Genomic DNA, 15,342 nt, shown 5'->3' with positions numbered 1-15,342 from the left:
CTTGAAAAGCCGCTTTACGACCCGATGTTCAATACGACACGCGTCCCACCATCCGGTGCGGGCGAGGCCACGAAGGAGAACGACCATGAGAGTTGTGTGCAACAGCCCCGAACTGTACGTGGTGGACTATCCGGCGATCGACGCGGTCGAGGTCATCGACAAGCGCATCGGTCGCGGCGGCATGATGCGTGACGAGGCAGCGCAACGTTTTCGCGCCGAACTCGAACTGTGGGCGGAGTCGGCCGACCCCGACAAGGTGGATGAATTCATCGGCCATTTCGGTGCGCTGATGACGCAGCAGGCGATCTACCATTGAGCGTCTCCGATTCACTGCACGCAACCGGACGGACATGAGCAAGGCATTTACCAGGGAAGGCGACGGCGACGAGGACGAGCAGGAGGTTCCCGCCGCCGTGCGCCTGCCGCCCGGCAGCAAGAACTACGTCACGCGGCACGGCTACGACGCCTTGCGTGACGAACTCGAGCAACTGGTCAAGCGCGAGCGTCCCAAGCTCGTGGAGACCGTCGCCTGGGCCGCCGCCAACGGCGACCGCTCCGAGAACGGCGACTACATCTACGGCAAGAAGCGTTTGCGCGAGATCGACCGTCGCATCCGCTTCCTGATCAAGCGTGTCGAAAACGCCGAAGTCGTGGACCCGCAGATGCAGGCGGGCAACGACCAGATCTTCTTCGGCGCCACCGTCACCATCGACGATCTCGCAGGGGGTGCGGAGCAGACCTGGCAGATCGTCGGCGTGGACGAGGCCGATGCGGCCAATGGGCGCATCAGCTGGATCTCGCCGCTCGCGCGCGCCCTGCTCAAGGCGCGCGAGGGCGATGTCGTGCGTTTCATGAGCCCGGCCGGGGTGCGCGAGATCGAAGTCATCGAGGTGCGTTACGAATAGCACTTGAAATCGCGCATGGGCGCACCCATATCCCACCCGTTCGTCAAACCAACGGAGTCGAAGGGATGTCCCAGACCGCCACCGCGCAAACCCATGCCTTTCAGGCCGAGGTGAAGCAGCTGCTTCACCTGATGATCCATTCCCTGTATTCCAACCGCGAGATCTTCCTGCGTGAGCTGATCTCCAACGCATCGGACGCCTGCGACAAGCTGCGCTTCGAGGCGCTCGACGCACCCGAACTGTTCGAGAACGATCCTGATCTGGCCATCCGTGTGGGCTTCGACAAGAGCGCACGCACGATCACGGTGTCCGACAACGGCATCGGCATGAGCGCCGAGGAAGTGGTCACGCATCTGGGGACCATCGCCAAGTCGGGCACGCGCGAGTTCTTCGGCCAGCTCACCGGTGATCGCCAGAAGGATGCCAACCTCATCGGTCAGTTCGGGGTGGGCTTCTACTCGGCCTTCATCGTCGCCGACCGCGTCACGGTCGAGACGCGCCGCGCCGGCCAGCCGGCGAGCGAGGGCGTGCGCTGGGAATGCGCGATGACGGGCGAGACGGCCGGCGAATACACCACCGAAGCCATCGAGCGCGCCGCACGCGGCACCTCCATCACGCTGCACCTGCGCGAGGATCAGGACGATCTGCTCTCGGGCTGGCAGCTGCGCAGCCTGATCCGCAAGTATTCGGACCACATCCTGCAGCCCATCCTGATGAAGAAGGAGGAATGGGACGAGGACAAGAAAGAGCAGGTCGTCAGCGAGGAGGACGAGACGGTCAATCAGGCCAGCGCGCTGTGGGCCAAGTCCAAGAACGAGATCACGGACGACGAGTACAAGGCCTTCTACAAGCACGTCGGCCACGACTACGACGAGCCGCTGGCCTGGACCCACAATCGCGTCGAGGGCCGCCACGAATACACCCAGCTGCTCTACATCCCGAAGCACGCGCCGTTCGACCTGTGGGACCGCAACGCGCGCCACGGCATCAAGCTGTACGTGAAGCGCGTGTTCATCATGGACGACGCCGAGAAGCTGATGCCGACCTATCTGCGCTTCGTGCGCGGGGTGGTCGATTCGGCCGATCTGCCGCTCAACGTCTCGCGCGAGATCCTGCAGGAGAGCAAGGACATCGACACCATCCGCGCCGGCTGCACCAAGCGCGTGCTGGGCCTGCTCGAAGACCTGGCGGAGAACGACAAGGACAACTACGCCGCCTTCTGGAAGGAGTTCGGCAAGGTCCTCAAGGAGGGCACCGGCGAGGACTTCGCCAACAAGGACAAGATCGCCGGCCTGCTGCGCTTTGCCTCCACGCATGCCGACACGCCCGACGAGACGGTGTCGCTGGCCGACTACATCGGCCGCATGAAGGAAGGGCAGGACAAGATCTACTACGTCACCGCCGAGACCTTCAACGCCGCGAAGAACAGCCCGCACCTGGAGATCTTCCGCAAGAAGGGCATCGAGGTGCTGCTGCTGTCCGACCGGGTCGACGAATGGGTCACCGGCAACCTCACCGAATTCGACGGCAAGCCGCTGGTCTCGGTCGCCAAGGGCGGCCTGGATCTGGGTGAGCTCGAGGACGAGGAGGAGAAGAAGGAGGCCGAGAAGGCCGCCGACGAGTACAAGGAACTGCTCGACCGCGTCAAGGCCAGCCTCGGCGAGCGCGTCAAGGACGTGCGCGTCACCCACCGCCTGACCGACTCGCCCGCCTGCCTGGTCGCCGACGAGCACGACATGGGCATGAACCTGGCGCGCATCCTCAAGGCGGCCGGTCAGGACGCGCCGATGGCCAAGCCCATCCTCGAGATCAACCCGTCGCACCCGGCCGTACAGCGCCTCAGGGCCGAGGAGTCGAGCTTCGACGACTGGGCGGCGGTGCTGTTCGAGCAGGCCTTGCTGGCAGAGGGCGGCACGCTCGACGACCCGGCGACCTTCGTCAAGCGCATCAACCACCTGATGCTGGCCATGAGCGGTAACTGAGCGTCACCTCGCATACGCGTGAAAAGGCCGCGCCCCTTGGCTGGGGCGCGGCCTTTCTCACGGGTCGGGCGGCTTGCGCCGGCGGCGTGGCGGCTTCTTCCGCGCCTCGGGCGGATCCTGCGCGGCGGCCTCGGGCGCGGGTGGTGCGGGGTGGGCGGTGACTTCGCCGGGGTGCGCGTCGGGTACGGCCGGCGCGCTCGTCTCATGCCCGCTCAAGGCCTTTTCAGTCGCATCGATCACGGCCGTTGCTTCGGCCTTCTGTCGCTGTCGTTCCAGATTCTCCTTGCGCACGATCTCCTGCGTGTTGCGCAGCAGCGTGTAGGACAACGCCTGGTAGAGCGGTACCGGCGAGACCGTGCGCGAGAACGCATGCGCGATCACCGATGTGGCCATCAGCGGCAGCAGCATGTGGTGGTTGGCCGTCATCTCCATGACGATCACGAAGGAGGTGATGGGCGTCTGCGTCATCGCCGACAGAAAGGCCACCATGCCCAGCGCGAGCACCGCCGCCGCCTGGTCGGGCGGCAGGAAGGAGGCCACGTTCGCGCCCAGGCCCGCGCCCACCGCCACGGCCGGGGCGAAGATGCCGCCGGGGATGCGGCTGACGAAGACCAGCCAGATCACGAACATCTTGGCGAGCAGGAAGTACATCGGCAGCGGCGAGATGCCTTCGAGCGCGTCGCGTGTCTCGTCGTAACCGGTGCCGTAGGTCAGACCGCCGCTGGCCATGCCGACGATGGCCGTGGCCAGCCCGCAGGCGCCGGCGAAGAGCACCGGACGCGAGGTGGCGAAGCGGCCCACGGCGCCGGGCAGGCCGCGCGAGGTGGCGATCAGGATGCGGCTGAACATCCCGCCCAGCAAGCCGCCGATCGCGCCGCAGGCGAGCACCGGCCACAGGCCACCGGGCCAGTCCAGCGTGGTCGGCGTGCGGCCGAAATAGGTATAGCTGCCGAGCACCGCGAGCGACATCAGGCCGGCGAAGATGACGCTGGTGAGCGTCGTGCTGTTGGCCTGGAAGGCGCGATAGCGGCACATCTCCTCGATCGCGAACATGATGCCGCCCAGCGGCGTGTTGAACGCCGCGGCCACGCCGGCGCCGCTGCCGGCGACGATGAGGTCGCGGCTCGATGCGATGCGGTTCTTGCGCCGCCGCCCGTAGAGCACGTGCAGCACCGAGGCGCCGATCTGCACCGACGGGCCCTCGCGGCCGACCGAGCCGCCGCACAGCAATGCGCCCAGCGTCAGGAACACCTTGGCGATCGCGATACGCAGCGACAACAGCTTCTCGCGCACACGGCGGTTGTCCGTGATCGAAGCGGCGACGGCCTGCGGAATGCCGCTGCCGAGCGTGCCCGGAATGACGCGGTGGGCGATCCATACCAGGAACGCAAAGCCCAGCGGCGCGATGATCAGGCTCAGCCACGGCGCGCGCTGCATGAGCTCGCGGTGGGCCGCGATGGCAACTTCGGCGCCGATCGCGAACAGGATGCAGATCAGGCCGGCGAGCAGGGCTGCGCCCACCAGCAGAAAGCGCTGACGCCAGCGGCGCAGCGACAGCCACGGCATCGCGTAACGCAGGCCGCCGCGCCGAAAATGACGGAAATAGCGGGACGAGGTGTTGCGGAAGAGGTTCATCGCGTTCGCGTCGATTCGCTGGAGCACGGCTTCCATGGCCTGCCGCGGCCGGCGACCATGCGCACGCGGCAACTATTCGCTACGATACGCCACATTCATTCCGTGTTGAAACGCAAAGCGGCCAGGAGCGCGCCGATGCCACGCAAAAACGCAACATCCGATGCGGCGAACGTTGCCGGCGGCGACGCGCCGACGCCGCTCGAAGTCCTGCAGCGCTTCCGCGTGCTGATCCGCACGGCGCAGCGCCATTCACAGTGGATCGAGCGCCAGAGCGGCATTACCGGCGCGCAGTTGTGGGCTCTGCAGGAGTTGTTCGAACGTCCCGGACTGCGGGTGGGCGAGCTGGGCAACCTCATGGCGCTGCACCAGTCGACCGTGTCGAACATGGTCGACCGGCTCGAGACCTCCGGCCTGGTGCGCAAGGAGCGTACCGCTGTCGACCAGCGCGTGGTGCGCCTGTACCTGACCGATCGCGGCGGCGAACTGCTCGCCGGGGCGCCGTCACCGGCACGCGGCGTGCTGCCCGAGGCGTTGTGCACGCTCGATGGCAGCGATCTGCGCCAGTTGCAGCGCAGTCTCGACCAGTTGCTGCGCCAGATCAAGAAGATGGACGAGGGCTTCGGCATGCAGCCGCTGCCCTTCACCGAATAGGGCGGCTCAGTTACGCACTTGTAGTGCCCAACGCAAGGCCTGCAGATGCAGATCGGCCGCCTGCTGCGGGCCGATGCCGCATTCGGCGGCCCGCGCCGTGACTTCGTCCACCTCCCCGTCTTCCCAGGCGCAGGCCAGCGCCAGCGGCGCGTAGAGCCGTCCGCGTCGCTCGACGATGGCCTCGCGGATCTCGTCCGAGACGGCCAGCACGTCGAGCGCGCGTCCGATGTCGGTGCGGAAGACGACATCGACCAGCGACAGCAAGCCCACCAGAAACAGCGTCTCGGCATCACGACCGGCATGCTGGCCGAGCAACTCGAGCATGCGTGCGCGCACCAGTGCCGCTTCCAGCGCCGCGGCTGATCGGCCGTGATCGGGGTGCCCGGCGAACAGCACCATCGTCACCCAGCGCGCCAGCCGCGCGCGGCCGACCAGTTGCAAGGCCTGTTCGATCGAATCGATGCGCCGCTCGACGCCGCTGGCCGCGGAGTTGGCGTAGCGCAACAGGCGCAGCGCAACAGCCGGATTGCGCTTGGTGAGCGCGACGATCTCGGCATCGGCCGCGTCGCGCTGCAATGCCGCGAGCAGCGGGCGTGCCTGCACCAGGTCGGGGCTCAGCTCGGTCTGTTCCCATTGTTCGCGGCGACTGACGAAGGGGCCATGAAAGCATTGCGCGCCGAGCGCGTGGAAGTACTGGAAATCGTCGAGCGTGGCCAGATCGGTGGCGACGCACGCCGGCGGATGTGGCATCGCCCGTAGCGACGTCAACAACTGCTCGCAGGCGACCGGATCGAAGTCGGTGCCGGAAACCAGTACATGATCGAGCAGGCCGACCAGTCCCTGCGGTACGTCCTGCGCGCACTCACTGCGCAGCCCCGTGCGGTAGCCGGCGGAGCGCAGCATGGTGATGGCGTCGATCAATTCGCGCCCGGACGGAGCGTCCGCCGGGTCCTCCAGAGCAACCGCGACGATCACCGTATTGTCGGACGGCAGGCGCTGCAGGCTGGCATGGGAGAGAAAGCTGTCGGGCACCTCGACGAAAGCCAGGCGATGGCCGAGCAGGCAGGGAATATCGCTCTGCACCAAGCCGCCGACGAGTACTTCGGCATACACGTGATGCACGATGCGCGAACTGCGACGAATGCGATTGCGCGTACTCTCGCGCAACTGGAAGCGGTAGCCGGCGACGCGCTGGTCACGCCCGAGGACGGCTTCGCGGCACAGCAGCGCGCCTTCCGGCATGCGCCCGGCAGTCTCTTCGCTGCGCAGCGGCGCACGATGGTTGAGGGTCGTGAAGCCGTCTTCGCGTGGCGATTCGCGACGAAGGCCGAACCACTTCAGCAGCGCGTCGAACAAGCCCATGGGAGGTCCCTGCGGGTCGTGGCAATGCAGCGTCGCCGAGGCTGGCGGCTGCTCATTATAGGTCCGTCATTGGCCGCAGGACCCGCTTCGCGGCGGGCAACAATCGTTTGCAAAGGTTCTTCCACGCAACGTATCATCTTGACGCATCGGGGGATGCGATAAATAAAAATCCAATAGAGGGAGATCGTATGGTGGGACGACGTATCGTTTTTGCCGTGGGAATTGCGCTCGCGTGCGGCAGCCTCGCCGCACAGGAGGGCGACGCGGATGCCGCGCAGGACAAGCTCTCGATGTGTCAGGGCTGTCACGGCATACCGGGTTATCGCACGGCCTATCCGGAAGTCTATCCGGTGCCGCTGCTGGGTGGTCAGCATGCGGGCTACATCGTCGCGGCGCTGCAGGCGTATCGCGACGGCAGCCGCAGCCATCCCAGCATGCAGGCCATAGCGCGCAGCCTGTCCGATCAGGACATGGCCGATCTGGCTGCCTACTATGCCCAACCGGAGAAGTGAGAAGATGACGACTTTCGGCAAGATTTCCTGCCTCGCGGCGCTGATGCTCGCCATTTCCGTTCCTGCCCAGGCCGGCGATGCCGCGCGCGGCAAGGAGTTGTCCACCCCCTGTGCGGCCTGCCATGGCCCGGACGGCACCAGCCCCACGCCGGCTTTCCCGAACATCGGCGGACAGATTCCCGAGTATCTGTACCGTGCGCTGCTCGACTACAAGCTGGGCACGCGCGAGAACGCCATCATGGCCGGCCAGGTCGAGAACCTGAGCCGTCAGGACATGAAGGATCTGGCGGCCTTCTACGGCTCGCAGAAGGGCTCGCTCTACCTCAAGCGCTGATCCATCGCGCAAGTCCCGGAGCGCCGCAGCGGATTTTCCGCCTGCGGCGTTTTCCTGTTCACGCTTCGAGCAGCGGCATCGGTGCATCCAGTGCCTGACAGCATGCGCGCAGCAGTTCCAGTTCGGTCGCATGCAGATGCCCGTCGTGGCTGACGACGCCGGCGCAGGCGTCGACCAGTCGTGCGCGAAAACGCGGCGTCGCCGAGGCCAGGCGCGCCAGGGTGGCGTCGAGATCCGCGCTCGAGAATCCCTTCCTGTCGGATTCGAATTCGAGCCCGTCGAACGGGGCGATCGCCGCCGCAGCGGTGAAGGCTGCGCGCGCCTCGTCCTCGCGCGCGTGGCCCGCGTGCGCGAGCAGCGACAGCAGTCGCGCCACGTCCGCGCGCAGTCGCGCGGCCGGCACGCGGATATGCGGTGCGCCGGCTGGAGCCGGATCGAGCACTGCGCGCAGCAGGCGGCGCGCGACGTACTCGAAGGCGGACGTGCGTCCGTCGGCGGCGACCAGCGCGTCGACGACCGCGACGATCTCGTCGCGCGCGCCCTCCGGGAACTCGGACAGCGCCGGTAGCGCGAGATCGAGCAGCGGCAGGCGCCGGCCTGCCGGCAGGCTGCGCAGCGTCGCCGCCAGTTCGGCGCATTCGGCGCGCATTTCGGCGCCGAAGCGCACTTCGATGACATCGAACTGACGCGTGAGGATGTCCGCTTCCCGTGACAACAGCAGCGCGAACAGGGCGGCACGCGCACCGCGCGGCCGATGCAGCACCTCGACCAGCCCGTCGGGCAGGGCGGCGATCAGCGCACGGCCGTGGTCGAGGTGCTCTGGAGAAACCTGGCCGACACCGGCGGCGAAACCGGATACGCCGGCTGGCGCCGCCGCGTCCGAGGGAGACCGAGCCTTGCCGCGGATACGCTCGCGCACCTTCCAGGCCGGGTCGATGCGCCGGATGCGCTCCTCCACGGGTGGGTGCGTGGCGAGCAGACTGGAGAGCTTCGCGCCGCTGCCGAAGAACATGTGACTGGCTTCCTCCGCGCCCGGATGATGGATGTTCGACCCGATATCGGCGATGCGCGCAAGCGCCCCGGCGATTCCCTGCGGGTTGCGCGTGAACTGCACGGCCGAGGCGTCGGCGAGAAACTCGCGCTGACGCGACACGCCGGCCTTGATGAGTTTGCCGGCGAAGACTCCGAGGTAGCCGCAGACCACCAACATCATCCCGGCGATGGCCAGCGGTGCGCCGTTGCGCCCCGAGCCGCGTGCGCTGCGCAGCAGCGTGCGCCCGGCCAGCGTGAGCAGCAGGATGCCGTGGAGCACGGCCACCAGGCGCAGGTTCAGGCGCATGTCGCCATTGAGGATGTGGCTGAACTCATGCGCGACCACGCCCTGCAACTGATCGCGGTCGAGCTGTTCGAGCGTGCCGCGGGTGACGGCAATCACGGCCTCGGCCGGTCGCGCGCCGGCGGCGAAGGCGTTGATGCCGGCCTCGGCGTCGAGCACGTATACCGGCGGGGCGGGGATGCCGGCGGCGATCGCCATTTCATCGACGACATTGACCAGACGGCGTTCGCGCACATCGGTGGTGGAGCGCGACACCGGCCGTCCGCCCAGATCGAGCGCGATGGTTGCGCCACCGTTGCGCGCCAGCCGTGCGAGCTTGTAGAGCGAGCCGGCGAGAATCAATCCACCCACGCCGGCCAGCGTCCAGCCCAGCAACACGGGTCGCCACAGCGTTGCCGGTTCGCCCTGCGCCTCGGCCGACATGCCCGTGACCAAGGCCAGTGCGAGATAGACCACCGCGACGATGCCGACCACCGCCAGCGCGAACCACAGCATCAGCCAGCGCGTGCCGCGCCGGGCGCGCTCCTGGGCACCGAAGAAATCCATGGCGAACCCGTCAGCTGCCGAAATCGACCTTCACCGCGGCACGCGCGGCAGTGTCCTCCATCTGCCACTGCTGGGCGGCGCGGAAGCCGAAGGTGTTGGCGATGATGCCGTCCGGGAAGGACTCGCGCTTGATGTTGTAGGTCGTGACCGCGTCGTTGAAGGCCTGGCGGGCGAAGCCGATGCGGTTCTCGGTGCTGGCCAGTTCCTCCTGCAGCAGCGCCATGTTCTCGTTGGCCTTCAGATCCGGATAGGCCTCGGCGAGCGCGAAGAAGCGCCCCAGCGCGCCGCCGAGTGCGGCCTCGGCGCCCATCAGCGCACGCATCGCGCCGCCGTCGGCCGGGTCGCCCTCGGCCTGGCTGGCTGCGGCCTTGGCGGTGTTGCGCGCCTGGATCACGGCTTCCAGCGTTTCGCGCTCGTGCTTGAGATAGCCCTTGGCGGTCTCGACGAGATTGGGGATCAGGTCGTAGCGCCGCTGCAACTGCACGTCGATCTGCGAGAAGGCGTTGCGCACGCGGTTGCGCAGCGCGACGAGGCCGTTGTAGATCGCGATCACATAGACGATGAGCGCAACGATCAGGCCGAGGACGATCCAGGTGGTCATGGGAGACTCCCGCAAACAGGATGACGCCGCATGCTAACCCGGAACGCGTGACGGCGGCATGGCGCGAGACTCAATCGACCTTGTCGCGGAAGTCGCACAGGTCGCGCACGATGCAGCGGCCACAGCCGGGCTTGCGCGCGGTGCACACGTAGCGTCCGTGGAGAATCAGCCAGTGGTGCGCGTCCTTCAGGTATTCCTTCGGCACGCGACGCATCAGTGCATGCTCGACCTCGAGCACGTCCTTGCCGGGCGCGAGCCCCGTGCGGTTGGACAGGCGGAAGATATGGGTGTCGACCGCCATCACCGGATCGCCGAAGACGGTGTTGAGCACCACGTTGGCGGTCTTGCGCCCCACGCCGGGCAGCGCTTCGAGTGCGGCGCGGTCGTGGGGCACTTCGCCGCCGTGGCGTTCGAGCAGCAGGCGTGACAGGGCGACCACGTTCTTCGCCTTGTTGCGGAACAGGCCGATCGTGCGGATGCATTCGGTCACGCCTGCTTCGCCCAGGGTCAGCATGTCCTCGGGGCGCGGCGCGAGCGCGAAGAGCTTGCGCGTACACAGATTCACGCTGCGGTCGGTGGCCTGGGCCGAGAGTGCGACCGCAACGAGAAGCTGGAAGGGCGTGGCGTACTCGAGTTCGGTGGTCGGGTTCGGGTTGGCCTGCGCCAGCCGACGGAAGAACTCGGCGATGGCTGCGCGCTTCACGCGCCGGTCGCGGCTTCGGCCTGCTCCGCGCCTGCCGACGGCTCTCCGCTCGCGCGCTCGCTGCGGGACGCGGCGCGGGCGTTGATCCAGTTGAACAGCGCGATCAGGCAGCCCAGCGTGAAGAACGCACCTGGCGGCAGGATCATCAGCAGGAAGCCCGAGTAGTCCTGACCGAACACGTCGATGTGGGACAGCGCCGGCACGATCATGTCGATGCCGGCGAACAGTGTGCCCGCGCCGATGAGCTCACGCGTGCCGCCGAGCACGGCCAGCACCCACACCAGACCGAGGCCCATCATCACACCGTCGATGGTCGAGGCGACGGGGTCGTTCTTGGCGGCATAGGCTTCGACGCGGGCGAGCACGATGCAGTTGGTGACGATCAGCGGAATGAAAATGCCCAGCACCAGATAGAGCTCATGGAAGTAGGCGTTGAAGGCCAGGTCGACCATGGTCACCAGCGCGGCGATCACCAGGATGAACACCGGGATGCGGATCTCGTACGGAATGAAGTTGCGCAGCAGCGCGATGGCCAGGTTGGCGACCGCCATCACGAGGATGGTTGCCAGACCCAGACTCACCGCATTGACCAGCGTGGTGCTCACGGCGAGGATGGGACACAGGCCGAGCAACTGCACCAGGCCGGGGTTCTGTTTCCAAAGGCCGTTGTACGAGTTTTCGCGGAATCGTTGCCAGTCCATGCCTCTCACTCCAGTTGCAGACGAGCGCCCGCCGGGGCGTCGAACAGCGCCTCGCGGTGCGTCGTGGCCCAGTGCAGCGCGCGACGCGTGGCCTCGATTACCGCACGCGCGCTGATGGTCGCACCCACATGGTAGTCGAAGGCGCCGCCATCCTTGGTGACGCGCCAGTCCGATGGCGGGGTGCCGGCGAACGAGGCCCCCTCGAACTGGTCGATCCAGGGGGACTCGCGATTGCGGTCCTTGGCCGGATCGATGTAGTCGCCCAGCCCCGGCGTCTCGGCGTGCTCGGTCACGCGCACGCCCGATACGCGACCTTCGATGCCCACGGCCACGGCCAGCGCGACGCGCCCGGCATAGCCGTCGGGTGCGACCACGTCGAGCACCAGAGCGGCCGGTGCGCCACCCTGACGTGCACGGTAGACCTGACCGCCGCGCACCAGCCCGAGTTCGGGCGCGGGTCCGAGCTCGACGACGTCGGCGAGCAGATCGTTGTCGTAGCTGCCCGGGGGCAGGATGTCGTGGATCAGCCGCATCTTGTGGGTCTGAACGGCTTCGGCGATGCTCGGCGCGGTGAGCCGGTAGGTGGCGGCCATCAGCGCCGTGAACACCAGCGTGAACACCAGCATGATGCCGGCGGTGCGCAGCGCCGTGCGGCTGGCCGTATAGCGCTCGTCACTCATGGGCGGCGCGCCTCCTTGTGACCGAACACGGGCGGCTGGGTCTTCATGTCGATCAGCGGAACACACATGTTCATGAGCAGCACGGCGAAGGCGATGCCTTCGGGGAAGGCGCCCCAGTTGCGGATCACGTAGGCGATGATGGCGATGCCGGCGGCGAAGATCAGCTTGCCGCGCGGCGTCGTAGAGCCGGAGACGGGATCGGTGACGATGAAGAAGGCGGCGAGCAGCGCGCCGCCGCTGAGCAGGTGGAACAGCGGCGAGGCGAACTGCTGTGGGTCGATCAGCCACATCAGTGCGGAGATGACCGTCAGCGTGCCCAGAAAGGCAACCGGCATGTGCCAGGTGATGGTGCGCCGCGCCAGCAGCCACAGGCCACCGGCCAGATAACCCAGGCCGATCCATTCCCAGCCGCGCCCGCCCACCATGCCGAAGGCTTCGCGCTGCATCACGAGCGGCACCGTCGCGTCGTCGGCGCGCAGGCCGGTGCGCAACGCATCGAGCGCGGTCGCGCCGGTGATCGCATCGATCTCGCGCACGCCGCCGAGAATCAGCTCGAGCTGGGTGGCGAAGTCCAGCGCGCCGGCCGGCGGCCACTGCGCCATCAGCGAGGGGAAGGCGACGATCATCGCGCAGTAGCCGACCATCGCCGGGTTGAACGGGTTCTGACCCAGACCGCCGTACAGGTGCTTGACCGCGACGATGGCGATGAGCACGCCGAAGGCGGTGATCCACCACGGCACGATGGGTGGGAAACTGAGCGCCACCAGCCAGGCCGTGACCACCGCCGACAGGTCGGTCAGCGCGATGCCCACCGGGCGGGCGCGCAGGCGCAGCACCAGTGCCTCGGCGGCGAGCGCGACCACGGTGGCGATGGCCAGCTGCACGAGAATACCGGCGCCGATCTGCCACACGTAGAGGGCGATGCCCGGCACGAGCGCGATGAGCACGTTGCGCATGACCGCATGCACGCTGGCGCCGGTGCGGATGTAGGGCGAATGGATCATCTGCGGGATTCCGTCGCGTCGCGTGTCATTTGTCGTCACGCTCCGCCGTTTCGCGCCGCTCGGCCTGTTTTGCCTTCTGTTCCTTGGCGCGTTCGATGGCAGCGGTGATCAACGCCTTCTTCGTGTCCTCGTCGCGCGCGTGGGCTGCCGCTTCGCCCGCTTCGCGGGCGCTGGGTTCCGCAGCCTCCTGCGCAGCCACTTCCTCACCCGTGAGTGGCTTGCGGCGCGCGTCGATCTCGGCGATCTCGGCCTGCACTTCGGGCGGCAGGTCGTCGGTGTTCTTCGGCGCGACGCTCTCCTTCTGCGCCTTGGCGCGAGCCAGGGCGGCAGCGATCAGCGCCTTCTTGGGGTCGTCCTCGGCTTTCGCCGTCTCGCCCTCACCCCTGGCGGCGAGCTTCGCCTTGGTCTCGGCCGCCTTGGCCGCCAGGCGCGCGGCCTTTTCGGCCTTCTCGCGCTCCTGACGATAGTTGCGGAACTCGAAGCGCTCGCGCGCGGCGTCGGCCGCGTCGTGCTCGCGTTCGCGCGCCCAGATCTCGCTCTTGGCGAAGCGGTAGTAATCGACCAGCGGAATGTTCGACGGGCACACGTAGGCACAGCAACCGCACTCGATGCAGTCGAACAGATGATATTCCTGCGCCTTGCCGAAGTTCTTCGAGCGTGCGTACCAGTACAGCTCGAACGGTTGCAGGTCGGCCGGGCAGGCCTCGGCGCAGGCGCCGCAGCGGATGCACGGCTGCTCCGGCGGCGGATAGGGAAAGAGCGCCTGGGAAGCGGCGATCACGCAGTTCGTCCCCTTGACCACCGGCACCGACAGATCGGGCAGGGCGAAGCCCATCATCGGCCCGCCGAGGATGTAGCGATCGGTGTCGGCGCGCGGGCCGACCAGCTCGAGCAGATTCTCGATCGGCGTGCCGACGAGCACCTCCCAGTTGCCGGGACGTTCGACGTTGCCGGTCAACGTCACCACGCGTGAGAGCAGCGGCTCGCCCAGATCGAAGGCGCGATGTACGGCCTCGGCCGTGCCGACGTTGAAGCATTGCACGCCGAATTCGGTGCCGAGCTTGCCGTGCGGGATCTCGATGCCGGTGAGCACGCGGATGAGCTGCTTCTCGCCGCCGGCCGGGTAGAGCGTGGGCACCACGATGACTTCGGCCACGGGCAGCTTCTGCGCCGCCTCGCGCATCGCGGCGATGGCCTCGGGCTTGTTGTCCTCGATGCCGACGAGGATGCGCTGCGCACCGAGCAGGTCGCTGAGGATCTCGGCACCGCGCAGGATGCTGTCGGCGCGCTCGCGCATCAGCCGGTCGTCGGAGGTGATCCAGGGTTCGCACTCGGCGCCGTTGAGCACGAGCGTGTGCGCTACCCGCTTGGTGCCGACCTTGATGTGACTGGGGAAGGCCGCGCCGCCCATGCCGACGATGCCCGAGTCGCGCAGATAATCGAGGACCGCCTGCCGGTCGCCGCAGCCGCAATTGGCGTAGTCGAAGGGCTTGCGCTCGATCCAGCGATCCTCGCCGTCGGGTTCGATATACACGCACAGCGTCGGCAGGCCCGACGGATGCGGCATGGTGTGTTCAGCGATGTCCACGACCGTGCCCGAGGTGGGCGCATGGCAGGCCGTGCCGAGCACGCCCTCGGCGCCGCCGATGCGCTCGCCCTTGAGCACGTGCTGGCCGATCTCGACGATGGGGCGGGCGATGGCGCGCGTATTGTGGCGCAGCGGCACGATCAGGCGCGCCGGCAGCGGCGCGCGGATAATGGGCGCGCGCGCCGAGTCGTCCTTGTGGGTCGCGGGCTTGACGCCGCCGTTGAATCCGAACAGCTTCGTGATCACGACACCTGCTCCAGCTTGAACACGGGGTAGCGCCATTTCCAGTTCTCGACCGTCTCCGGCACCGGCTCCATGTAGATGCAATCGACCGGGCAGGGCGCGACGCACAGCTCGCAACCCGTGCACAGCGGATCGACCACGGTGTGCATCTGCTTGGCGGCGCCGACGATGGCATCCACCGGGCAGGCCTGGATGCACAGCGTGCAGCCGATGCACAGATCCTCGTCGATGACCGCCACCGACTTGGGCTTCTCCACCCCGTGCGACTCGTCCAGCGGCTTGAACTCGCGTCCCAGCAGATCGGCCAGATGACGGATGCCTTCCTCGCCGCCCGGCGGACACTGGTTGATGTCGGCCTCGCCGTCTGCGATCGCCTTTGCATACGGGCGACAGCCCGGATAGCCGCACTGACCGCATTGGGTTTGCGGCAGGATGGCGTCGATCTGGTCGACCAGCGGGTCGGCGTCGACCTTGAAGCGGATCGACGCCCAACCCAGGGCGGCACCGATGACCAGGGCCAGACCAGCCATGACGAGCAGGGCGGTCAGCATCGGCGCAC

At 67.4% G+C, this 15,342-nt stretch carries 16 protein-coding genes; 6 read left to right on the top strand and 10 right to left on the bottom strand.

The features are described from left to right. The first annotated feature begins 85 nt into the window (after positions 1–85). From C0099_RS08410 to htpG, 3 genes are all read left to right on the top strand, one after another. Entirely contained in the window at positions 86–316 is a 231-nt protein-coding gene (locus tag C0099_RS08410; protein WP_102247020.1) for a DUF3567 family protein, read from the top strand. 34 nt (positions 317–350) lie between these two features. Beyond that, entirely contained in the window at positions 351–905 is a 555-nt protein-coding gene (greB, locus tag C0099_RS08405; protein ID WP_102247019.1) for a transcription elongation factor GreB, read from the top strand. A 65-nt stretch (positions 906–970) separates the two neighbouring features. After that, on the top strand, positions 971–2,887 hold the full coding sequence (gene htpG, locus C0099_RS08400; RefSeq protein WP_102247018.1) for a molecular chaperone HtpG: 1,917 nt from the start codon (positions 971–973) through the stop codon (positions 2,885–2,887). Between the two features lie 57 nt (positions 2,888–2,944). Here the strand turns inward: htpG and C0099_RS08395 are convergent, their stop codons facing one another. Continuing rightward, complete coding sequence (locus tag C0099_RS08395; protein ID WP_408634097.1) at positions 2,945–4,558, bottom strand: chloride channel protein; 1,614 nt, start codon at positions 4,556–4,558, stop codon at positions 2,945–2,947. 99 nt (positions 4,559–4,657) lie between these two features. On the opposite strand from C0099_RS08395, the gene C0099_RS08390 reads away from it, so the two are divergent. Next, positions 4,658–5,173 carry a MarR family winged helix-turn-helix transcriptional regulator gene (locus C0099_RS08390; protein ID WP_102247017.1) on the top strand — a complete coding sequence of 172 codons (516 nt, stop codon included), beginning with the start codon at positions 4,658–4,660 and terminating at the stop codon, positions 5,171–5,173. A 6-nt stretch (positions 5,174–5,179) separates the two neighbouring features. Here C0099_RS08390 and C0099_RS08385 read toward each other — a convergent pair whose 3' ends face one another. Then, complete coding sequence (locus tag C0099_RS08385; protein ID WP_102247016.1) at positions 5,180–6,535, bottom strand: EAL and HDOD domain-containing protein; 1,356 nt, start codon at positions 6,533–6,535, stop codon at positions 5,180–5,182. Between the two features lie 188 nt (positions 6,536–6,723). On the opposite strand from C0099_RS08385, the gene C0099_RS08380 reads away from it, so the two are divergent. Both C0099_RS08380 and C0099_RS08375 read left to right on the top strand, forming a co-directional pair. Next, on the top strand, positions 6,724–7,047 hold the full coding sequence (locus tag C0099_RS08380) for a c-type cytochrome (protein ID WP_173768950.1): 324 nt from the start codon (positions 6,724–6,726) through the stop codon (positions 7,045–7,047). Between the two features lie 4 nt (positions 7,048–7,051). Then, a complete protein-coding gene (locus tag C0099_RS08375; RefSeq protein WP_173768949.1) occupies positions 7,052–7,381 on the top strand; it encodes a c-type cytochrome in 330 nt (109 codons plus the stop codon). A gap of 58 nt (positions 7,382–7,439) precedes the next feature. Here C0099_RS08375 and C0099_RS08370 read toward each other — a convergent pair whose 3' ends face one another. The 8 genes from C0099_RS08370 to rsxB form a co-directional block, all read right to left on the bottom strand. Beyond that, positions 7,440–9,263, bottom strand: a complete 1,824-nt coding sequence (locus C0099_RS08370) for a M48 family metallopeptidase (protein ID WP_102247015.1) — start codon at positions 9,261–9,263, stop codon at positions 7,440–7,442. 10 nt (positions 9,264–9,273) lie between these two features. Next, positions 9,274–9,864: a LemA family protein gene (locus C0099_RS08365; RefSeq protein ID WP_102247014.1), complete on the bottom strand. Its 591-nt coding sequence runs from the start codon at positions 9,862–9,864 to the stop codon at positions 9,274–9,276. Positions 9,865–9,934: 70 nt separating this feature from the next. Beyond that, positions 9,935–10,567 carry an endonuclease III gene (gene nth / locus C0099_RS08360; RefSeq protein ID WP_102247013.1) on the bottom strand — a complete coding sequence of 211 codons (633 nt, stop codon included), beginning with the start codon at positions 10,565–10,567 and terminating at the stop codon, positions 9,935–9,937. Beyond that, complete coding sequence (locus C0099_RS08355) at positions 10,564–11,268, bottom strand: electron transport complex subunit E (protein WP_102247012.1); 705 nt, start codon at positions 11,266–11,268, stop codon at positions 10,564–10,566. Before C0099_RS08355 ends, nth begins: the two co-directional genes overlap by 4 nt. A gap of 5 nt (positions 11,269–11,273) precedes the next feature. Continuing rightward, complete coding sequence (gene rsxG, locus C0099_RS08350) at positions 11,274–11,948, bottom strand: electron transport complex subunit RsxG (protein WP_102247011.1); 675 nt, start codon at positions 11,946–11,948, stop codon at positions 11,274–11,276. Further along, the gene (locus tag C0099_RS08345) at positions 11,945–12,952 is read right to left on the bottom strand and encodes an RnfABCDGE type electron transport complex subunit D (protein ID WP_102247010.1); all 1,008 of its coding nucleotides are present in this window, start codon (positions 12,950–12,952) and stop codon (positions 11,945–11,947) included. Before C0099_RS08345 ends, rsxG begins: the two co-directional genes overlap by 4 nt. A gap of 25 nt (positions 12,953–12,977) precedes the next feature. Further along, on the bottom strand, positions 12,978–14,786 hold the full coding sequence (rsxC, locus tag C0099_RS08340) for an electron transport complex subunit RsxC (protein ID WP_102247009.1): 1,809 nt from the start codon (positions 14,784–14,786) through the stop codon (positions 12,978–12,980). Then, entirely contained in the window at positions 14,783–15,334 is a 552-nt protein-coding gene (gene rsxB, locus C0099_RS08335) for an electron transport complex subunit RsxB (RefSeq protein ID WP_102247008.1), read from the bottom strand. The genes rsxC and rsxB overlap by 4 nt, the downstream gene beginning before the upstream one ends. Between the last annotated feature and the right edge of the window lie 8 nt (positions 15,335–15,342).

The organism is Pseudazoarcus pumilus, from assembly GCF_002872475.1.
Lineage (GTDB): Bacteria > Pseudomonadota > Gammaproteobacteria > Burkholderiales > Rhodocyclaceae > Pseudazoarcus > Pseudazoarcus pumilus.
The sequence above is the reverse complement of the archived record's forward strand: the minus strand, read 5'-3'. Positions and strand labels throughout refer to the sequence as shown.